This window comes from Jiella endophytica (assembly GCF_004519335.1).
In the GTDB taxonomy this organism is placed as follows: Bacteria; Pseudomonadota; Alphaproteobacteria; order Rhizobiales; family Rhizobiaceae; genus Jiella; species Jiella endophytica.
Window position 1 is genome coordinate 997,898 of the sequence record NZ_SOZD01000001.1, and the last position, 21,466, is coordinate 1,019,363.

17 protein-coding genes are annotated in these 21,466 nt (G+C 67.8%); 13 read left to right on the top strand and 4 right to left on the bottom strand.

Going from position 1 to position 21,466, the window contains the following annotated elements:
* Positions 1-19 precede the first annotated feature (19 nt).
* Together E3C22_RS04660 and E3C22_RS04665 are read right to left on the bottom strand one after the other, a co-directional pair.
* Positions 20-2,716 carry a bifunctional acetate--CoA ligase family protein/GNAT family N-acetyltransferase gene (locus E3C22_RS04660; RefSeq protein ID WP_134760665.1) on the bottom strand — a complete coding sequence of 899 codons (2,697 nt, stop codon included), beginning with the start codon at positions 2,714-2,716 and terminating at the stop codon, positions 20-22.
* A gap of 221 nt (positions 2,717-2,937) precedes the next feature.
* Positions 2,938-3,828 carry a universal stress protein gene (locus E3C22_RS04665; protein WP_134760667.1) on the bottom strand — a complete coding sequence of 297 codons (891 nt, stop codon included), beginning with the start codon at positions 3,826-3,828 and terminating at the stop codon, positions 2,938-2,940.
* A gap of 238 nt (positions 3,829-4,066) precedes the next feature.
* On the opposite strand from E3C22_RS04665, the gene E3C22_RS04670 reads away from it, so the two are divergent.
* The 13 genes from E3C22_RS04670 (at position 4,067) to E3C22_RS04730 (ending at position 18,517) form a co-directional block, all read left to right on the top strand.
* Entirely contained in the window at positions 4,067-4,357 is a 291-nt protein-coding gene (locus E3C22_RS04670; protein WP_134760669.1) for a hypothetical protein, read from the top strand.
* A gap of 153 nt (positions 4,358-4,510) precedes the next feature.
* Positions 4,511-5,182, top strand: a complete 672-nt coding sequence (msrA, locus tag E3C22_RS04675; RefSeq protein WP_134760671.1) for a peptide-methionine (S)-S-oxide reductase MsrA — start codon at positions 4,511-4,513, stop codon at positions 5,180-5,182.
* A gap of 224 nt (positions 5,183-5,406) precedes the next feature.
* Entirely contained in the window at positions 5,407-6,402 is a 996-nt protein-coding gene (locus E3C22_RS04680; protein ID WP_134760673.1) for a BMP family lipoprotein, read from the top strand.
* A gap of 331 nt (positions 6,403-6,733) precedes the next feature.
* Positions 6,734-8,020 carry an MHYT domain-containing protein gene (locus E3C22_RS04685; protein WP_167591632.1) on the top strand — a complete coding sequence of 429 codons (1,287 nt, stop codon included), beginning with the start codon at positions 6,734-6,736 and terminating at the stop codon, positions 8,018-8,020.
* Between the two features lie 206 nt (positions 8,021-8,226).
* Positions 8,227-9,081: an FAD binding domain-containing protein gene (locus E3C22_RS04690; RefSeq protein ID WP_134760675.1), complete on the top strand. Its 855-nt coding sequence runs from the start codon at positions 8,227-8,229 to the stop codon at positions 9,079-9,081.
* 42 nt (positions 9,082-9,123) lie between these two features.
* Positions 9,124-9,615: a (2Fe-2S)-binding protein gene (locus E3C22_RS04695; RefSeq protein WP_134760677.1), complete on the top strand. Its 492-nt coding sequence runs from the start codon at positions 9,124-9,126 to the stop codon at positions 9,613-9,615.
* Positions 9,612-12,035, top strand: coding sequence for an aerobic carbon-monoxide dehydrogenase large subunit (locus E3C22_RS04700; RefSeq protein WP_134760679.1), 2,424 nt, complete (start codon positions 9,612-9,614; stop codon positions 12,033-12,035). The genes E3C22_RS04695 and E3C22_RS04700 overlap by 4 nt, the downstream gene beginning before the upstream one ends.
* A gap of 411 nt (positions 12,036-12,446) precedes the next feature.
* On the top strand, positions 12,447-13,325 hold the full coding sequence (locus tag E3C22_RS04705) for an AAA family ATPase (RefSeq protein WP_134760681.1): 879 nt from the start codon (positions 12,447-12,449) through the stop codon (positions 13,323-13,325).
* The gene (locus E3C22_RS04710; protein ID WP_134760683.1) at positions 13,322-14,506 is read left to right on the top strand and encodes a vWA domain-containing protein; all 1,185 of its coding nucleotides are present in this window, start codon (positions 13,322-13,324) and stop codon (positions 14,504-14,506) included. The genes E3C22_RS04705 and E3C22_RS04710 overlap by 4 nt, the downstream gene beginning before the upstream one ends.
* Before the next feature lie 11 nt (positions 14,507-14,517).
* Positions 14,518-15,336, top strand: coding sequence for an XdhC family protein (locus E3C22_RS04715; protein ID WP_134760685.1), 819 nt, complete (start codon positions 14,518-14,520; stop codon positions 15,334-15,336).
* A gap of 223 nt (positions 15,337-15,559) precedes the next feature.
* Positions 15,560-15,925, top strand: a complete 366-nt coding sequence (locus tag E3C22_RS04720) for a CidA/LrgA family protein (protein ID WP_134760687.1) — start codon at positions 15,560-15,562, stop codon at positions 15,923-15,925.
* Between the two features lie 4 nt (positions 15,926-15,929).
* Entirely contained in the window at positions 15,930-16,649 is a 720-nt protein-coding gene (locus E3C22_RS04725; RefSeq protein WP_134760689.1) for an LrgB family protein, read from the top strand.
* A 182-nt stretch (positions 16,650-16,831) separates the two neighbouring features.
* Positions 16,832-18,517: a phage major tropism determinant gene (locus E3C22_RS04730; protein WP_134760691.1), complete on the top strand. Its 1,686-nt coding sequence runs from the start codon at positions 16,832-16,834 to the stop codon at positions 18,515-18,517.
* A gap of 34 nt (positions 18,518-18,551) precedes the next feature.
* Here the strand turns inward: E3C22_RS04730 and E3C22_RS04735 are convergent, their stop codons facing one another.
* Together E3C22_RS04735 and E3C22_RS04740 are read right to left on the bottom strand one after the other, a co-directional pair.
* Positions 18,552-20,006 carry a RimK family protein gene (locus E3C22_RS04735; protein WP_134760693.1) on the bottom strand — a complete coding sequence of 485 codons (1,455 nt, stop codon included), beginning with the start codon at positions 20,004-20,006 and terminating at the stop codon, positions 18,552-18,554.
* A gap of 9 nt (positions 20,007-20,015) precedes the next feature.
* Positions 20,016-21,167, bottom strand: coding sequence for a GNAT family N-acetyltransferase/peptidase C39 family protein (locus E3C22_RS04740; protein WP_134760694.1), 1,152 nt, complete (start codon positions 21,165-21,167; stop codon positions 20,016-20,018).
* Between the last annotated feature and the right edge of the window lie 299 nt (positions 21,168-21,466).

Here is a 21,466-nt window from a genome sequence, read left to right on the forward strand (position 1 = left end):
CCGAACGACGGCACCCGTCTCAAAGATCGAGCGTGACGTGCAGCACGTCGGAAAAGTCGCTCGACGCCTCGGGCTGGAAGCCGAGGCTGCGGGCGAGATTGCGCATGCCGACATTCTCCCTGAGGATCTCGCCATGGACGCGGACGAGGCCGCGCGCCCTGGCATAGTCGAGGATGCTCGACATCAGCGTGTAGCCGAGCCCCTGCCCCTTCATGTCCGAGCGCACCAGCACGGCGAATTCCGCCACTTCGTTCTCCGGATCGGCGACGATGCGCACGACGCCGAAGATCGGCCCCTCGCCATAGCCGGCCGCCGGATCGACGGCGATCAGCGCCATCTCGCGGTCGTAGTCGATCTGGGTGAAGCGCGCCGCCGTCTGATGCGGGAAGGACTTCATCGCCGCCATGAAACGCAGACGCAGATCCTCCGGCTCGCAGGCCATGACCATCGCGGCGAGCGCGGTCTCGTCCTCCGGGCGAATCGGCCGCAGCCGAAAGGCCTTGTCGTCGCGAATGGCGATGTCGCGCTCCCATTCGCGCGGATAGGGCCGGATGGCCGGCCGGGCGAGGCCCGCTGCGGACGGGCCTTGCGCGATGGCGATGCGGGCGTCGAGGGCGATGACGCCGGTCTCGTCGGCGGTCAGCGGATTGATGTCGAGTTCGCTCACCGCCGGCAGCAGAACGGCGAGTTCCGACAGCCGCACCAGCGCCCCCTCGAGCCCATCCATGTCGACCGGCGGCACGTCGCGGAACCCCTGCAGGAGCCTGGCGATCGCGGTCCTGTCGATCATCTGGCGGGCAAGCACCGAATTCAGCGGTGGCAGGCCGATCGCCCTGTCGCCGACCACTTCCGCCTCCTTGCCGCCACGGCCGAACAGGATGACCGGGCCGAAGGTCGGGTCGCGGGCGATGCCGGCGATGAGTTCGTGGCCGTCGCCGCGGGCGATCATCGGCTGGACGGTGAAGCCGGCGATCTCGGCGTCGGGACGGTCTGCCTTCACCCGGTCGACCATCGCCCTTGCGGCCTCGAGCATGTCCTCGCGGCTCTCGATGCCGAGGCGCACGCCGCCGACATCCGACTTGTGGGTGATCTGCGGCGAGACGATCTTCAAAACCGCCGGCCCGCCCATCGCTGCGAACTGTTCGGCCGCAGCCTCCGGCGTTACGACGAAATGGGTCGGAACGGTCGGAATGCCGAAGCGGCGGAGGATTTCCTTCGCCTCCCATTCGTTGAGATTGCTGCGCCCCTCCCTTACCGCGGCGGCGATGACGGCGTTCGCCGCCTCGACGTCCTCCGGCACGATCGTCACCCCGGCAGACGGCGTCTCCATCAGCTGCGCCTGGTTGCGGCGATAGTCGACGAGATAGGTGAAGGCGCGGATCGCGTCCTCCGGGCTCTCGAAGCTCGGGATCCGCTCGTCGGCCAGCATCTGGCGGACCGGCCCGGCGGTGATGCCGCCGAGCCAGTTGGCAAAGACCGGGAAGCTCCGCCGCGCCCTGGCGACCTCGACGACCGCGGCCGCCGCCTCGCGGTTGTCGGCGACGGCGGTCGGGCAGTTGATGACGAGGACGGCGTCGGCCACCCGGCTGTCGATGAGGATGTCGAGGGCGTCGCGGTAGCGTTTCGGCGTCGCGTCGCCGATGATGTCGACCGGATTGCCGTGCGACCAGGTCGGCGGCAGGACGGCGTCGAGCCGCGCGAGGCACGGCTCCGTCATGTCGGCGAGCCGCCCGCCGACCGCCTCCAGCCGATCGACGGCGAGGACGCCGGCACCGCCGCCATTGGTCAGGATCGCCAGCCGGTCGCCGCCGATGCGGATGCCGGTCGCGAGCGTCGCCGCGGCCTCGAACAGTTCTTCGAGCGCATCGACCCTGAGGATGCCCGCACGCCGGAAGGCAGCATCATAGACGAGGTCCGAGCCGGCCATGGCGCCGGTGTGCGACTGGGCCGCCCGGGCGCCCTCGGCGCTGCGGCCGGACTTGATGACGAGCACCGGCTTGGCGCGCGAGGCGACCCGCGCTGCCGACATGAATTTCTGGGCGAAGGTGACGTTCTCGACATAGAGCAGGATCGCCCGCGTCTCGCGGTCGGTCGACAGGAAATCGAGGAAGTCGCCGAAATCGGCGTCGCTCATGTCGCCGAGCGAGACGACGTGGGAGAAGCCGATGCCGCGGCTGGCCGCCCAGTCGAGGATCGCCGTCGCGATCGCGCCGGACTGGCTGACGAGGGCGATGTCGCCCTTCGGCGGCATCAGATGGGAGAAGCTGGCATTGATCCCGGCGGGCGTCGAGATCAGGCCGAGGCAGTTCGGCCCGACGATCCGCATCAGATGCGGCCGGGCCGCGTCGAGCATCGCCTGGCGCAGCGTCCGCCCGCCCGGCGCCGCGCCCTCGGCGGGCACGCCGAGGCCGGCACTGATGACCACGGCGGCGCGGCAGCCCATCTCCGCCAGTTCCGCGACGATTCCCGGCACGGTCCGCGCCGGAGTCGCGACGACGGCGAGGTCGGGGCATTCCGGCAGCGCGCCGACGGAACGATAGGCCTGCTGGCCCTCGATCGTCCGGTCATGGGGATTGACCAGCATGACTTGGCCGGCGAAGCCGCCGGCGGCGAGGTTCCTGGCAACGACGTTGCCGACCGAGCGGGGCTTGTTGCTCGCCCCGATCAGCGCGATTGATCGGGGCCGGAACAAGGCGTCGAAATTGCGGATGCTCATGAGCCGCCTCGTCGTCCTGTTGGGTTCATCGGGAGCGACGCCCGAAGCCTTTGGAGCACAGCTTAGGGCACCCGCCGGAAAAGTGAGTCCGGAATTTCCGAGAGTGCCGGGCGTGAAGAGAGAGAGAGAGAGAGAGAGAGAGAGAGAGAGAGAGAGAGAGAGCAGGACGACGGCAGCGCGTGTCGCCGTCCTTGGCGGGGATCAGAGAAGGGATCGCGGCGTCAGTGCGCCATCAGGATCGGCAGGTGGCAGTTGCGGATCAGCGAGCGGGTGACGCCGCCGAACAGGAATTCGCGCAGCCGCGAATGGCCGTAGGCGCCCGCGACGAGGAGTTCGGCACCGCTGACATTCGCCGCTTCCAGCAGCCCCTTGGCCGGATCGTCCCAGGCCGGCAGCTCGCGGATCTCGACGGTGACGCCATGGCGGGCGAGATGCCGGGCCATGTCGTTCATCGGTTCGACGCGCCGCTCCTCGCTGGCGCCGTCCTCGGCAATGCTGGCAAGCACAACCAGATCGGCGCGCTTCAGGAACGGCAAAGCCCCGGCGATTGCTCTTGCGCATTCCGGCGTGTCGAGGAACGAGACGAAGACGGTCTTCGGCAAGGCGGAGACCTTGCCCGCCGCCTCCGGCACCAGAAGGACCGGCGCGCGCGCATCGAAGAGAATCGCCTCGAACAGCGACATGTCGGTCGCCTCGGTCACCGACTTCTGCGACTGGACGACGACATCGACGAGGCCGCACTGGCGGGCGATGGCGCCGCGAAGCTCGCCGAGCGTACCGTCCGAGCGGCGCAGTTCCCAGGGCACACCGAGGCGGCCGAGGCGCGTGCGGAGCGCTGCTTCGACCTTTTGGCCCGCCTCCTCCGCCTGCTGAGCGAATTCTGCCGCCAGCGCGGCCGCCCCCGGCGCGGCGGTCAGGATCGGAACCGGCACGTGGTTGATCAGATGGCAATCGAGATGTGCCGCAAAGCCGGTCGCCAGGGTTTCGGCATAGGCGACTGCCGCCTCGTCGCCGTCGGTGCCGGCAAGAAACAGCGCCAGATCGGCGATGAAGGCCGGGGCGCTCGCGGCGGGGGCGACGGCCTCGGACGTCTCGGAATTTTCGGTGGCCATGATGGGAACTCCTTCGATCGAGGAACCGGCCCTTTCATAGCATCGAAATGCGACGGCCGGATTTGATCGGAGTCAACGCCAAGGCAAGACGCCGGCCGCAAGGTTGTCCATGATACGCAAGGACCGGGCCCTGCATCGGGCGGGTTACGGGCCGATCCGGCAGAAGCCGCGCTGCCGGCTTTCGCCGGGCGCCGCCAGCTCCTAAACTCGCACGACTGCCAGGGAGTGCCGCAAGCTCATGTATCTATTGTTTCGTGCCATCGGTCTCGTCGTTCTTGCCGTCGGGATCGTCTATGCCGTCGGCGACATCGCCCGCTCGCTCGCCGACGAGACGACCGAACTGGTGACGATCGACCAGGCTCTGACCGCGATGGGATTCGCGCTTTCCGATGCCGCGCCGGGATCGAGCACCCTCGCCGTCGTCGGCACATGGTCGATGGCGATCACCTGCGGCGCGATCGGTCTCCTCTTCCTGCTTCTCGGCCATCGCGGCAGGCGCCGCCCACGCGACATCCGCCGGATACCGTGATCGGCAGCAGCGCCCCGCCACCTTGAATCTGAGGGCTTTGCGCCCGACATTAGGCCGCGATGGAAGAGCCCGTCGAGCGCATCGCGCGGCCACGGCAGAAGGCCTGAAGCGGCGGCGGAACGGCGCCCCCGACGGCTCCTTTAAGGAGGTTTCATGTACATCCTCGACATGTTTTCCAAGAAGATGAAGCTGCCCGCCGCCGGCGAGGCGCTGCCTGGGCGCAGCGAGCCGATCCCGACGGCCGACGAGCATTTCGTCCTGCACCGGCCGCTGAAGCCGCCCTTCCCGGAGGGCCTCGAGACGGCGATCTTCGGCATGGGCTGCTTCTGGGGCGTCGAGCGCAAGTTCTGGCAGGCCGAGGGCGTCTACGTCACCGCCGTCGGCTATACCGCGGGCACCACCCCGAACCCGACCTATCAGGAGGTCTGCACCGGCCAGACCGGCCACAACGAGGCGGTGCTGGTCGTCTACGATCCGAAGGTGATCTCGTATGACGGCCTGTTGAAGCTGTTCTGGGAGGGCCACGACCCGACGCAGGGCATGCGCCAGGGCAACGACATGGGCACCCAGTACCGCTCCGGCATCTACACCTCTTCGGACGCGCAGGCCGAAGCGGCGGAAGCGTCGAAACAGCGTTACCAGGAGGCGCTGACCAGGGCGGGCCACAAGGGCACGATCACCACCGAGATCCTGCCGGCGCCGGAATTCTACTACGCCGAGGACTACCATCAGCAGTATCTCGCCAAGAACCCGGCGGGCTATTGCGGTGTCGGCGGCACCGGTATTTCCTGCCCGATCGGCGTGGAGAACGTCCCGGCCGAATGACCGCAACGCTGGCGGCCCGAGCCGAGACGGCCGGGCCGGTGCCGGGCGGCGGCTTTCGACCAACGGGCGGAGCGGATCTGCCTGAATTGACTTCAATCTCACGACGACCCGTGCCAATCTGACGATTGGTGCGGGTTTCGTCGTTTCACCCTGTCTGAATGTCGGGCGGCGCGACGATCCCCGCAGAGAAAACCGCCTTCTCGCCAACAGGGATCCTGACATCGATGAAACATTTCCTGGCCGCCATTCTCGCCGCCACCGTGATGACCGCGACGGCAGCCGTCGCTGCCGACTTCAAGCCGGCGATCCTCTACGATCTCGGCGGCAAGTTCGACAAATCCTTCAACGAGGCTGCCTATAACGGCGCCGAGCGCTTCAAGAAGGAGACCGGAACCGAGTATCGCGAATTCGAGATCGTCAACGACGCCCAGCGCGAGCAGGCGCTCCGCCGTTTCGCCCGCGACGGCGCGAGCCCGATCGTCTCGGTCGGCTTCAGCCAGGCCGCGGCGCTGGAAACCGTTGCCAAGGAATATCCCGACACCCAGTTCGCAATCATCGATTCCGTCGTCGACCTGCCAAATGTCCGCTCGATCCTGTTCAAGGAAGAGGAAGGCTCCTACCTCGTCGGCATCCTCGCGGCGATGAAGGCCAAGGACGGCAAGGTCGGATTCATTGGCGGCATGGACATCCCGCTGATCTCGAAATTTGCCTGCGGCTACAAGGGCGGCGTCAAGTCGGTCTCGAAGGATGACGCGGTCTACGAGAACATGACGGGCACCACCGGCGCGGCCTGGAACGATCCGGTGCGCGGCGGCGAGCTCGCCAAGGCGCAGATCGACAAGGGCGCCGACGTGATCTTCCACGCCGCCGGCGGCACCGGCATCGGCGTGCTGCAGGCGGCCGCGGATGCCGGCAAGTTCGGCATCGGCGTCGATTCCAACCAGAACGGCCTGTTCCCGGGCCATGTCCTGACCTCGATGGTCAAGCGCGTCGACAACGCCATCTTCGACGCCTTCACCGACGCCAAGGACGGCAAGTGGACCTCGGGCGTCGTCACCCTTGGCCTGAAGGAGGACGGCGTCGGCTATGCCATGGACGACAACAATGCCGACCTCGTCACCGCCGAGATGAAGGAAGCCGCCGAAAAGGCCAAGCAGGACATCATCGACGGCAAGATCGAGGTGCACGACTACACCACCGATTCGAGCTGCCCTTACTGAGTTCGCTGAGATCTCGAGCGACAGGATAGCGACGATCCGGACGGGGGCTCCCGCCCGGATCGTTATCAGGCGCGGCAGCCCTCTTAGGAGGGACTGCGCGCCGAGAGGGTCGGCGGGCCGCACGGAAAGATGACGCCCCTCTGAGTTCAGCATCGCGCTAACCCATTGAATTTGCGTGCCCCACTCGCGGAAAATCGATTCCGATTCTGCAGCCGATCATGTAGAATGGTTCTCGACTGGTCGCGGGAACCGCCGGGGTGTCGTGGAGGACGGCCCCGTTGAAAGGCCTCCGCAGCGCCGGTCGGAAGCTGACGGGAGGCAGCGACCAGGCGTGCTCGAACAATCCCATGTCTTCGTTCTGGTGATCGCCTCGCTGGCGGTCTCGCTGATGGCGAGCTTCACCGGCCTGTCCCTCACCTACGGCATCTCCGGGCTGCCCGGCCCGCAACGCAAGGCGAGCGTCGCAATGGCGGCGATCGCGCTCGGCGGCGGCATCTGGTCGATGCATTTCGTCGCCATGCTCGGGCTCGAACTGCCCGTCTCCTTCTACTACGACGCACTGACGACGCTGATCTCGGCACTGGTGGCGATCCTGGTGGTCGGCATCGGCCTGTTGATGATGCATTTTCGCGTCCGCACGCCGGCAAACATCACCGTCGCCGGGGCCATCGTCGGCCTCGGCATCGCCGCCATGCACTATCTCGGAATGTCCGGCATCCAGCTCTGCCGGGCGGTCTATACGCCCCTCGGTCTCACCCTCGCCTGGACCGCCTCGGTCGGCCTCGGCATCCTTTCCTTCCATGTCATCTACGGCGCCCGCTGCCGCCGCAACGTCGTGCTCGGCACGCTCTGCCTCGGCCTCTCGGTCTTCGCCGTGCATTTCATCGCCATGGGCGGCACCGGCTTCCGCCTCGACGCCACCGGCGTCGGCGAGGGACCGCTGCTCGACAACGCCACGCTGGCGATGATCGTCACCATCGCCGCCTTCGTGATCTGTGGCGCCTTCCTGCTCACCGGGGTCACCTTCCTGCCGGAGGACGCAGCCGGGTCGCCGGGCGCGAAAGGTGACGAGCCGGAGCAGCAGCCCGCCACCGCGGCGGCATCCATCGGAGCAGCATCGCTCCGGCTGATGGAGCCGCGTCCCGAGGCCCGCGCTGCATCCGGCGGCGCATCCACAGGCATGGCGCCCGCGCCGGACGAGGGCGCTGCCGGATCGCTGCCTCAGCACCCGTCCGCCAACGACCAGCCGCAAGGCCCGGGACCCAGCAACCCGCCGCCCCGGCACGCGACTCTGGTGCCCTACGAAAAGGACGGTCGCACCATCTTCGTCGACCGCTCCTCCATCGCCGCCCTTCGCGCCGAGGGCCACTATTCGATCCTCTATGTCGGCGGCAAGCAGCTGTTCTGCCCCTGGTCGATCTCCGAGGCCGAGGCGCGGCTCGCCGACGCCACCTTCATCCGCGCCCATCGCAGCTATCTGATCAATGTCAGCCACGTGACCGGCTTCGAGCGGCACAAGGACAACGGCATCTGCTTCTTCGAGGAGACCTTGTCGCTCGGCAAGGTGACCGTCAGCCGGTCGCGACTGACGGCGGTGCGCCACGCCCTGGGCGTGTGACGCCTTCGCATTTCGTGCAGGCATTTCGCAGCTGGTGAAAAGCTCGGCGCCGGTGGTTCGCGGCGGGCGGCGGCAGGACGTCCGGCTCTTTATGCTGCGTGGAAGACGCAAAGACGTCGGCTGCCGGTGCTGACGCCTTCGGGTGACGGCTGGTGGCCATCGGCACAGCCGGCCCCAAGGCCGGCTGTCGAGGGAGGAGAGCCGCGATGATTCCAGCCGCATTCGAATATCACCGCCCGACGGACCTCGCCGCTGCGCTGGCGACGCTCGGCGAATTCGGCGACGAGGCCCGGGTGGTCGCGGGCGGCCACAGCCTCATCCCGATGATGAAGCTGCGCATGGCCGAGATCGGCCACGTCGTCGACCTGCAGGACATTGCCGATCTAAAGGGCATCCGCATCGACGGCACGGCCGTCTGGATCGGCGCGATGACCACCCAGCACGAGCTGATCGGCCATCAGGGGCTGGCCGCTGCCGCGCCGATCCTGCGCGAGACGGCGCTGCAGATCGCCGATCCGCAGGTGCGCTATGTCGGCACGATCGGCGGCAACGTCGCCAATGGCGATCCCGGCAACGACATGCCGGCGCTGATGCAGTGCCTCGACGCCACATTCACCCTCGCCGGGCCGAATGGCAGCCGCGAGGTGGCCGCCCGCGACTTCTACGAAGGGGCCTATGTCACGCTGCGCGAGGACGACGAGATTCTCACCGGCATCCGCTTCGAGGCGACCGGCGGCGGCCAGGCCTATGAGAAGCAGAAGCGCAAGATCGGCGACTACGCGACGGCGGCGGCCGCCGCGATCCTGAAGAAGGACGGCACGTCTTGCAGCGCCGCCTCGATCGCCATGACCAACCTCTCCGACATGCCGGTCTGGTCGAAGGCCGCCGGCGATGCGCTGGTCGGCACGGCCTGCGCCGCGGCGGACATCGACGCCGCGGTGGCGGCGGCGCTCGGCGACATTTCGCCGAATGCCGACAATCGCGGCCCGGTCGAGTTCAAGCGCCACGTCGCCGGCATCATCATCCGCCGCGCCATCGAGCAGGCCTGGGCGCGCGCCTGAGCGGCACGCCGCGCCCCGCCCCCATTTGAGGAGATCCGATCGATGAGCAAGATGCATCTGAAGCTGACGGTGAACGGCGAAGCCCACGAGCTTCTCGCCGAACCGCGCGAACTGCTGATCCACGTCATCCGTGAGCGGCTGAACCTCACCGGCCCGCATATCGGCTGCGAGACGTCCCATTGCGGCGCCTGCACGGTCGACATGAACGGCCGCTCGGTGAAGTCCTGCACGGTGTTTGCCGCACAGGCCAACGGCGCCGAGATCACCACCATCGAGGGGATCGGCGCACCCGGCGCGCTGCACCCGCTGCAGGAGGCCTTTCGCGAGCACCACGGCCTGCAATGCGGCTTCTGCACGCCCGGCATGATCACTCGCGCCTACCGCTTCCTTCAGGAAAACCCGTCGCCGAGCGAGGCGGAGGTGCGCATGGGCATGGCCGGCAATCTCTGCCGCTGCACCGGCTATCAGAACATCGTCAAGGCGATCCTTTCCGCCGCGGCCGAGATGAACACCGTCAAGGAGGCCGCAGAATGAATGAGTTGGCTCCGATCAGCCGCGAGCAGCGCGTCGAAAACCTCAAGGGGCTCGGCTGTTCGCGCAAGCGCGTCGAGGACGTCCGCTTCACGCAAGGGCGCGGCAACTATGTCGACGACCTGAAACTGCCCGGCATGCTCTATGGCGACTTCGTGCGCTCCCCTTACGCCCATGCCAGGGTGAAGTCCGTCGACAAGAGCGCCGCCCTCGCGGTGCCCGGCGTCGTCGCGGTGCTGACCGCCGAGGATCTGGCGCCGCTGAACCTGCACTGGATGCCGACGCTTGCTGGCGACAAGCAGATGGTGCTCGCCGACGGCAAGGTGCTTTTCCAGGGTCAGGAGGTCGCCTTCGTCGTCGCCAACGACCGCTATGTCGCGGCCGACGCCGCCGAACTCGTCGTCATCGACTATGAGGAACTGCCGGTCGTCGTCGATCCGTTCAAGGCGCTGGAGCCGGGCGCGCCGGTGCTGCGCGAGGATCTCGACGGGCAGACCACCGGCGCCCATGGCGACCGGCGTCATCACAACCACATCTTCCTCTGGGAGGCCGGCGACAAGGCCGCCACCGACGAGGTGATCTCCTCGGCCGAGGTGGTCGCCGAGGAGATGGTCTATTATCACCGGACCCACCCCTGCCCGCTGGAGACCTGCGGCTGCGTCGCCTCGATGGATGCGGTCAACGGTAAGCTGACGGTGCACGGCACCTTCCAGGCGCCGCATGTGGTGCGCACGGTCGCCTCGCTGCTCTCCGGCATCGAGGAGCACAAGATCCGCGTCGTCTCGCCGGATATCGGCGGCGGCTTCGGCAACAAGGTCGGCGTCTATCCGGGCTATGTCTGCGCCATCGTCGCCTCGATCGTCACCGGCAAGCCGGTGAAGTGGATCGAGGACCGGATGGAGAACCTGACGGCCACCGCCTTTGCCCGCGACTACTGGATGAAGGGGCGCATCGCCGCGACGAAGGACGGCAGGATCACCGCCCTGTCCTGCCACGTGACCGCCGATCACGGCGCCTTCGACGCCTGCGCCGACCCGACCAAGTTTCCGGCCGGCTTCTTCTCGATCATGACCGGCTCCTACGACATCCCGGTCGCCCATGTCGGTGTCGATGGCGTCTACACCAACAAGGCGCCCGGCGGCGTCGCCTATCGCTGCTCGTTCCGGGTCACCGAAGCGGCCTATTTCATCGAGCGGATGATCGAGGTTCTGGCGATCGAGCTCGGCATGGACGCCGCCGAGCTGCGGCGGATCAACTTCATCCGCAAGGAGCAGTTTCCATACCAGTCGGCGCTCGGCTGGGAATATGATTCCGGCGACTATCACACCGCCTGGGACAAGGCGCTGACGGCGATCGACTATCAGGGCCTCAGGCGCGAGCAGGCCGATCGCGTCGAAGCCTTCAGGCGCGGCGAGACGCGCAAGCTTCTCGGCATCGGCCTCACCCATTTCACCGAGATCGTCGGCGCCGGCCCGGTGAAGAACTGCGACATTCTCGGTATGGGCATGTTCGACTCATGCGAGATCCGCATCCATCCCACCGGCTCGGCGGTGGCGCGGCTCGGCACGATCAGCCAGGGCCAGGGCCACGCGACGACGTTTGCGCAGATTCTCGCGAGCGAGATCGGCCTTCCCGCCGATTCGATCACCGTCGAGGAGGGCGACACCGACACCGCCCCCTACGGCCTCGGCACCTACGGCTCGCGCTCGACGCCGGTCGCCGGCGCCGCCACCGCAATGGCCGGCCGCAAGATCCGGGCGAAGGCGCAGATGATCGCCGCCTATCTCCTCGAGGTGCATGACGGCGACCTCGAATGGGACGTGGATCGCTTCGTCGTGAAGGGCGCGCCGGAACGTTTCAAGACCATGAAGGACATCGCCTACGCCTCCTACAACCAGGCGATCCCGGGGGTCGAGCCGGGGCTCGAGGCGGTCAGCTACTACGACCCGCCGAACATGACCTATCCCTTCGGGGCCTATATCTGCGTGATGGAGGTCGACGTCGACACCGGCGTCTGCGACGTGCGCCAGTTCTATGCCCTCGACGACTGCGGCACCCGCATCAACCCGATGGTCATCGAGGGCCAGGTGCATGGCGGCCTCACCGAGGCGCTGGCGATCGCGATGGGCCAGGAGATCGCCTATGACGAGATCGGCAACGTCAAGACGGCGACGCTGATGGACTTCTTCCTGCCGACCGCCTGGGAGACGCCGCACTACACCACCGACTTCACCGAGACGCCGAGCCCGCATCACCCGATCGGCGCCAAGGGCGTCGGCGAAAGCCCGAATGTCGGCGGCGTGCCGGCCTTCTCCAACGCCGTCCACGACGCCTTCCGGGCCTTCGGCCTCAGGCAGTCGCACATGCCGCACGACCACTGGCGGGTCTGGAAGATCGCCCACGACCTCGGGCTGCATGGGTGAGATCTCCTCTCGCCCGGCCATTTTGTCCCTGCGGTCGGAAGGGGTGCGATCGCTTCTTGTTGCAGGACGCGTTCCCGCAGAGATGGTGCCAGCCGATCAGGCAGTCGAGCTGGAGGCGTTGAAACAATGGGCGTCCACCTCACAGCGTCGTCATCCCGGGCTTGACCCGGGATCCATTCCTCTAAGCGAGCGGCTTCCGCTCGATCTCAGAAGAACCATTGCGGAAGCGTCTGCCGAGCCAACGACTGCACCAATTTGGAATGGATCCCGGCTCGGGGGCCGGGATGACGAACTTTCGATGCTGCCGGAAGTCCTGCACCGGGGTAGCGCTCGGAGCGGCGTCAAAAGCGCGGCCCTTCGGGAATCCCCTCGCCGGAAGGTCGAAAATTCACGCGGCACGGACATGACGCCATGAGCGACTGGACCGCCCTCGGCGAGAGCTTTGCAAGCAAAGGCTACATCGCCTCGCCCGAGCTGACGATGGCGCTGCACATCGCGCTCACCCTGGGGCGGCCGCTGCTCCTCGAAGGCGCGGCCGGCGTCGGCAAGACCGAGGTCGCGCGCACCCTCGCCGCGGTCAAGGACACCCGCCTGATCCGGCTGCAATGCTACGAGGGGCTCGACGCGGCCCACGCCATCTATGAATGGAACTATCAGCGCCAGCTCCTGTCGATCCGCGCCGCGGCCGAAGGCGGCGAGACCGGCCGCGCCGTCGAGGACCGGATCTTTTCCGAGGAGTTCCTGCTGCAGCGCCCGCTGCTGGAGGCGATCCGCCAGGAAACGCCGCCGGTCCTCCTGATCGACGAGATCGACCGCGCCGACGAGGAGTTCGAGGCCTATCTTCTCGAAGTCTTGTCTGACTTCCAAATCACCGTACCCGAACTCGGCACGATCACCGCCCGCTCGATCCCCCATGTCATCCTCACCTCGAACGGCACAAGAGACCTCTCCGACGCCCTGCGCCGGCGCTGCATCTACGCCCATGTCGATTATCCGACCCGGGAGGCGGAACTGGCGATCCTCGCGGCGCGCTGCCCGCAGGTCGAGGAACGGCTTGCCCACCAGATCGTCGGCTTCGTCCAGGCGCTGCGCAAGGAAGACCTCGAAAAGAAGCCGGGCGTCGCCGAGATGCTGGATTTCGCCGCGGCGCTTGCCGGCCTCGGCCTTGCCGATCTCACCGCCGATCCGGTGGTGCTGCAGGCGAGCCTTGCAACGCTCTTGAAGACCGAGGCGGACCGGGCGGCGATCGCCTCGGAAGTGGCGCAGCGCCTGGCGGGAACCGCATCATGACGAGGGTCACCCGCTTTGCCGCCCGCGATCCCGGACCGGCCGCGCGGGTGGTCGGCTTCATGGCGCATCTGAGGGAGAACGGCCTCAAGCTCGGCGTCCACGAGACGGCGACGGCGCTGCGGGCTCTCTGCGAGATCGACGCGATCGATCCGCGACAGGCGCGCCTCGCGCTGAAATCGGTCTGCGCCGGCTCGGCCGACGACGCCGCCCGCTTCGACGACCTCTTCGACGCCTATTGGCTGAACGAGGGCCGCGTCCGCCAGAAGGTGGTGCGCGACGCAACGCGCAACGAGCGCCACTCCCGCTCCTCGCTGTCGAGCGAAGGCGAATCCGCCGCGTCCGGCGGGCGGATCCACAGCCCCGACGATGGCAGCAAGGCGGAAGACGTCTCGGCCGAGGGCACCGGCCGGCTGGTCGCCACTACCGCCCGCAACCTGATGAAGCGGGATCTGCGCGAACTCGTCGACCCGGCCGACATTGCCGAGGCCGAGCGTCTCGCGCGCCGGCTCGCCGCCGCCATCCGCGACCGCCGCTCGCGCCGGCGCCGCGCCGCCCGCAAAGGCGCCGGCATCGACTTCCGGCGGCTCGTGCGCCAGAGCATCGCCACCGGCGGCGAGCCCTTCGCCCTGCCGCGCCGCCGCCGTCCGGACCGGCCGGTGCGCCTCAGCCTCCTCTGCGACGTCTCCGGCTCGATGACCGTCTATGCGCGGGTGTATCTGGCCTTCCTCGCCGGGCTGATCCGGGCCGACAGGACCGCCGACGCCTATCTCTTCCATACGCGGCTGGTGCGCATCACCGAAGCGCTGCGCGACGACGATCCGCTGCGCGCCCTCAACCGGCTGACGCTCTTGGCCGACGGTTTCGGCGGCGGCTCGAGGATCGCCGGCAATCTCGACCGCTTTGCCCGGACCTATGCGAGGCAGTTCGTCGACGGGCGCAGCGTCGTCGTCATCCTGTCCGACGGCTACGACACCGACCCGCCTGACAAGATGACCGCGGCGCTGACGCGGCTGAAGACCCGCGGCTGCCGGATCGTCTGGCTGAACCCGCTGGCCGGCTGGAAGGGCTACGAGCCGGTGGCGCGTGCGATGGCGGCGGCACGGCCGCATCTCGACCTCTTCGCGCCGGCCGGCACACTGGCGGCGCTGGCCGGCCTTGAGGCCGAACTGTCGCGGATATGAGGAAGCCGGCAATGACCACCTTCGACGAGCGGGCCGAGGCGCTGCGGCAGGCGGGCGTTCCCTTCGCCATCGCCACCGTGGTGCGCACCGTCGATGCCACCTCCGCCAAGCCCGGTGCCAAGGCGCTGATTCTTCAGGACGGCAGCATCGCCGAGGGCTGGGTCGGCGGCGGCTGCGCCCGCGGCGCGATCACCAGGGCTGCGAGCGAGGCGCTGTCCGACGGCCAGCCGCGCTTCGTCAGCCTGCGCCCCGAGGAACTGCTTGAGGCCGAGGGCGCCAGCCACGGCGAAGAGCGCGACGGCGTGCGCTATGCCCGCAGCCGCTGCCCGTCGAAGGGCTCGATGGACGTCTTCGTCGAGGCGGTGACGCCGCCGCCGGAACTCGTCGTCTGCGGCGAGAGCCCGGTGGCGCTAGCCCTGTGCGAACTCTCGGCGCATCTCGGATTCAGCCGGACATTGCGTGCGCCGGGCCTGCCCGCCGAAAAGGTCCCCGCCGTCGAGCGGCTGGCCGACGACTTTGCCTTCGACGGGATGCTCGGGGCCGAGCGCTATGTCGTCGTGGCGACCCAGGGCAAGGGTGACGAGGCGGCGCTGCGCGGCGCGATCGCGTCGGGGGCCGCCTATGTCGCCTTCGTCGGCAGCCACCGGAAATTCGCCGCGCTGCGCCAGCGTCTGATCGACGACGGCGTCGGTCCGGAGGCCCTCGATGGGGTGAAGTCGCCTGCCGGCCTCGACATCTCGGCGATCACGCCGGACGAGATCGCCCTGTCGATCCTTGCCGAGATCGTCGCCCTGCGCCGGAGCCGCCAGCGCCCGGCGATCCCGGCCTGACGCATTCCAGCCACTCCCCCGATCTTTGCCGGCCGGCAGCACCCCCGACTTTCGTCGTGGAAACTGATCGTTGCCATTGAGCCCTCGCCGGCTCTGCGGGCAGAGTGGCGACCTCGCGGCTGGTTCGCAGCGCCCGGCACCTCGGCTTGGGCGGGTGCTGCTCTGCCGGTCACTACGCCGATGTCGTCCCGCGCAAAGCCAAAACACGCCCCGAAGGTCGCCCATGCTGAAGGCCCTGACCGCCATCCTCCTCTGCCAGCTTGCCGGCGAGACGATCTCCGCTGCGAGCGGGCTGCCGCTTCCCGGCCCGGTCATCGGCATGGTGATCCTCTTTGCCGTCCTTGCCATCCGCAAGGGCGTGCCGAAGGACATCGGGACGGTGGGCGACACGCTGCTGTCGAACCTCTCGCTGCTCTTCGTTCCCGCCGGCGTCGGCATCATGCAGCATGCAGCTAGGCTCGAAGCGGAGGCGCTGCCGGTGGTCACCGCCATCGTCGTCTCGACCCTCGTCACCATCGCGGTCACCGGTTTCGTCATGGCGAAGCTCGGCGGCAGCCGGCCGGACGGCGGCACGACGGAGGAGGCCTGACGCGATGGGCGAGCGAATCACCGACATCTGGGTCTATCTCGCGGCGAGCCCGCTTCTGGCTCTGACCCTCACCCTGGTGATCTACCAGGCGGCGCAGTGGCTCTATCAGCGCGCCGGGCGGCCGGCGCTGCTCAATCCGGTGCTCGTCGCCGTGGCAGGCCTCGTCGCGCTACTGGTCGCGACGGGCACCTCCTACCAGACCTATTTCGAGGGTGCCCAGTTCATCCATTTCCTGCTCGGGCCGGCGACCGTCGCGCTGGCGATCCCGCTCTACCGGCAGTTCGACAAGGTGCGGCGGAGCGCCCTCGCCCTTCTCGCGAGCCTCCTCGTCGGCTCGCTGACGGCCATGGGCACGGCGCTCGCCATCGGTTTCGTCATGGGCCTCGACCATGTCAGCCTGGTCTCGCTGGCGCCGAAATCGGTGACCGCCCCGGTCGCCATGGGCATCGCGGAAAAGCTCGGCGGCCTGCCCTCGCTGACGGCGGTCTTCGTCATCGTCACCGGCATTCTCGGCGGCGCGCTCGGGCCGCTGGTGCTCGACCGGCTGAAGATCGGCGATCCGACCGCCAGGGGTTTTGCCCTCGGCACCGCCTCGCACGGAATCGGCACGGCGCGGGCGCTGCAGGAAAGCGAGGTCGCCGGCGCCTTTTCCGGCCTTGCCATGGGGCTGAACGCTCTGGCGACCGCGATCCTCCTGCCGCTGCTCTGGTCGCTGTTTTCCTGAGATCCCGGAGATCGGCAGTACGGGCGGGGATATCGCGCACGCGTGGATGGCAGGCCTGATGCCCCAAAGCACCTTGCCGACAGCCGCGAGCGAGGCCGGTGACGAGCGATGAGCGCTTCGGAAATCTTCGGGCGATTCGATTTAGGCGATCCTTGCCGCGACGCCGCGACAAGGATCTCGCCATGCCCGACTCAACCGACCGCCTCGCCCTTCCCTATATTCTCGCCGACCAGGCCCAGAAGCATGTCAGCCACAACGCCGCGCTGGTGCGCCTCGACGCCCTCGTCCATCTCGCCGTCCTCGACCGCGACCGGACGGAGCCGCCGGCAGATCCCGCACCGGGCGATCGCCACATCGTCGCGGCGGGTCCCGCCGGCGACTGGGTGGGCCGCGCCGGCTCGATCGCCGCCTGGCAGGACGGCGCCTGGCTCTATCTCGAACCCCGCCCCGGCTGGCGGGCCTGGTCGTCCGCGGACGCGGCGATCCTCGTTTTTGACGGCAGCACCTGGCTGCCCGCCGCCCTCGGCGCCGAGGATTTGAGCGCCGGCGCCCTCTCGACGCTCGGCGTCAACACCGCCGCCGACGACTTCAACCGTTTTGCCGTCAAGTCCTCCGCCGTCCTCGTCAGCCACGACGACGTCTCCGGCAGCGGCAATGGCAGCGTCCTTTGCACCTTCAACAAGCAGGCGAGCGGCAAGGACGCCGGCTTCAACTACCAGAGCGGCTGGTCGACCCGTGCGCTGATGGGCCTTTACGGCGACGACGATTTTCGCATCAAGGTCTCACCCGACGGAGGCACCTTCCACGAGGCGCTGGTCGTCGACCGGGGGAGCGGTCGGGTCGCCTTTCCGCAGACCGGGGCCGTCGATCATCTGGCGCGGGGCCTGTTTGTCAAAGCCGATCCGGCGAGCGTCGCCTTCACGCGAACTGCGCCGGGCGCGCTGGAGCTGAAGGCCGGGACGCTGGTCGAAGTCGCCGGGCTCGTGCGCCACTTCGAGGCGGCAACGAGCATCGCCATGCCGGCGCTCGCTGCCGGCACGGACTATGCCGTCTATGCCTGCGCGGACGGCGCGCTGCGCGCCGATCCGAGCCCCGTCGCCCCTGCCGGCTACACCGCTGCGACCAGCCGGATGATCGGCGGCTTCCATTATGCCGCCGGCGGCAACGCGACGGGCTACAACACCGGCGGCGATGCTACCCCGCAGATCAACCCCTACTCGCTGTGGGATCTCGCCTGGCGCCCCGCCTGCCCCAATCCGCGGGGAATGGCCCTCGTCGCGGGCCGCTTCTGGTGCGACATCTACCTCACCGGCGTCAATGTCGATGCCGACGGGTCGTCACGCTACGGCGCGACCATTGCCGATGGATCGAGCCCGCCCAAGGTCCCGGCGATGTTCGGAGGCGACGGGACGACGACCTACGGTTCCTTCACCTGGTTCGAAGCCACCGAACTCCTCCACTCGGTGGGCAAGACCCTCCTCGACTATCCGGATTTCGTGGTGGCCAGCTTCGGAGCGAAGGAGGGCGTCTCCCGCGGCAACGACCCGGTGACGACAGGCTTTGCCACCACCAATGCCGGTGCGACGAATGCCGATCAGGCCTTAACCTCGAAATGGGGCATCGTCCAGGCGGTGGGCTGCCTGTGGGTCTGGGCGAATGCCTTCGGCGGCCCCTACACCGCCGGCTGGGCGGACAATGCCAAGGGGCGCGGCCAGACCTATCAGCAGCCGAATGCCGGGCTGCTCGGTGCGCATTGGAGCAGCGGCGTCAATGCCGGCTCGCGGGCGTCCACCTGGAACAGCGCGCCGTGGAATTCCAACAGCCCCTTCGCGGCCCGGGGCCGTGCCGAGCATCTTCGCCGGCGCTGAGAGTGGTCGATGTCGGCCGCAGACCGGGCGCGTATCAGCGCTCGATGCGGTCGACGAACCAGCGGGTGAGCCGGGTCCAGACCTCGTCCTTCTCGACCTGGTCCTCGACGCCGTGTTCGAGGTTCGGATTGTCGTTGACCTCGATGACGAAGACGCCGTCATCGGTCTCCTTGAGGTCGACGCCATAGAGACCGTCGCCAATGCAGCGCGCCGCCCGCAGCCCAGCATCGAGGACATGCGGCGGCGCGTCTCCCAGCGCGAATGTCTTGAAGCCGCCCTCCATCGGCCGGCCGCCGGTCTCGTGATTGATGATCTGCCAGTGGCTCTTGGCCATCAGATACTGGACGGCGAAAAGCGCCTCGCCGCCGAGGACGCCGATCCGCCAGTCGAACTTCGTCGGCATGAACTTCTGGGCGATCAGCAGGTCGGAATCCTCCAGCCATGCCATCGCCAGCTTTTCCAGCGCCGCGAAGTCCTCGACCTTCTTGACGCCGCGCGAGAAGGAGCCGTCCGGCACCTTCAGGACAATCGGGAAGCCGAGCTCGTCGGCGGCGCGCTTGAGATCCTCGCGGCCGGCGACCATCAGGCTCGGCGGACAGCCGACGCCGTTCGCCGCCATCAGCTCGTTGAGATAGACCTTGTTGGTGCAGCGGATCATCGAGATCGGGTCGTCGATGACCGGCATGCCCTCCTGCATCGCCCGCCGCGCGAAGCGGTAGGTATGGTTGGAGATCGAGGTCGTCTCGCGGATGAACAGCGCGTCGAAATTGGCGAGCCGCGGCAGGTCCTTGCGGGTGATCGGCTCGACGTCGACACCGAGCCGGGCGGCGACCCGCGCCCAGTGCTTCAGCGTGTCGACGGAGGACGGCGGCAGTTCCTCGCGCGGATCATAGAGCGTGGCGAAGGCGTATTTCGCCGGCGTCTTGGTCTTCGCCGTCCGCCATTCCCGCGCCGTATAGCGCTCCATGGCGGCGTAGAGGCGGGCCATCTCGCCGTCGTCGAGCTTGCCGAGGGCGGAAAAGGCAATGCGCCGGATCGTCGGAGCGTCGACCTTCGGCTCGAGGTGAATGTCGAGGGCGGGCGCGCGGAACCAGTCGAAGACCAGCTTAGCGAAGCGCTCCAGCCGCTGATCGCCGGCATAGCCGAAATAGATGCGGATCGGCGAGGCCGGCGGCTCGCCCTTGTCGCAGGCCTTGCGCAGCGCCGCCTCGAGCTCCGGCAGGGAGTTCTCGTAGAGCTTCTTCTCCGACAGGTCGATCATCGTCTCGACCGACGGGATGACGCGGTGTCCTCGCGCCTCGGCGAGCAGCGAAGCGTAGTAGCTGCGGCTCTGATAGGCGTAGGAGCGCGACAGGTTGATGATCTTCGGGCGCTGGCCGCGAAACAGGCCCGGCCGCGCCAGATAGTCGCGGCTGGTCATGACCTTGTGCGGGGTGGCGCTGTTGTCGAGGTCGGACAGCCGACCCGAAAGGACGACCCATTGGGACATGGACGACGATCAACTCCGTCGGGGTGAGAGAAAGACGGCAGCCCGCAGCACGGACTTGCCGAAGCGCGCCATCCTGTCGAAGGTCGCGTAGGGCAGAGGCAGATAGGCCGCGTCGGCGATGGATTCACCCCGCTCGTCGGCGACCCAGGGATCGTGGACGATGATGTGCCGGCCGTCGTCGCCATGGGCGAGGATCCAGTGCGGCACCTTCTTGGCGAACATGTGGTAGCCGGAAACGAGGACGATCGCCGTCCCGCCCTTTGCGAGATGGGCGCGCAGCAGGTCGAGGGTGAACGGCTCGACGATGGTCGGGATGGCGTATTCGGCCGCCCGGCGGCGAAAATCCTCCTGGGCGAGCACCATGACCTTCTGCTTCTCGGCGCTCCTGACGCTGTCGAGAAACAGGTCGCCGACCTGCGAGACGTGGATCTCCGCGGCAAGGCCGAATTCGTGGGCCGTCACCGCAAGGCCGTAGGGGTCGCAGCCGCCCGGGCCGGACATCATGAAGATCGTCGTCGCTTCGCGCCACAGCCGGATCTCCATCACCGGATCGAGCTGGAACCCCTTCACGTCGCGGGCCATCGCCATCATCAGGCAGCAGGAGCCGCAGGTGAAATCGGTGGTCTGCTCGTAATAGGGAACGCCGGTGTCGAAGGGCTTGTCGCCGCGCAGGATCTTTTCGAAACGCAACGCCGGCATGTGGTCCGCATAGTAGTCGAGATAGCGGCCGATCGGCCGGTAGCCCTCCGACCGGTAGAGGCCGATCGCCCGATCGTTGTCCTCGCGCACCTCGAGCCGCAGCAGGATCCGGTCGCGGTCGAAGGCTTCCGTCTCGGCCGCCTTCAGAAGCGCACGGCCGATGCCCTGCCCCGCGGCCGAACTGGCCACGGCGATCGAGTAGAGCCTCGCCAGCGCGGTGCCCCGCCTGAACAAGAGTGCCGCATAGCCGAGCAGCCCCGGCCGCCCGGCCGCTTCGGCAACGAGGATCAGCGCGCTCGCCGAACCGATGAAGTTGCGGAACGAGCGGCGGGTGATCCGGTCGGCGACGAAGGACGCCTCCTCGAGCGCGACGAGCGCGTCGAGATCGTCGAGATTTGCGGCGCGCAGCGCCGGACCGCCCGACGGCTCGGCAGTGTTGAGCAGGGCGGCGGCTGAGGGCATGGATGCGCGAACTCGCGATGTCGAATGGCGGCACTGGCGCATCCTTATGCACCCGCCCGCAGCCAAAAGCGACGGCAATCGACAAGGCGAGAAAGCGGCACCAGCCACGCTCAAGCGAGCGTCACGACCGATCGATCGGGACAGCGTGCGGCCTTCGGCTCGCCCCTGCGACACGCCGTTGAAACGGTTGCAAGAACTACTTTCAATACACGTATCTTTAACTGAAACACCGGCAGATTGTACATGACGCTGAAAGAGAGTGTCACGAAGTTCAGGATTGAAGATCAGTCACACAGATC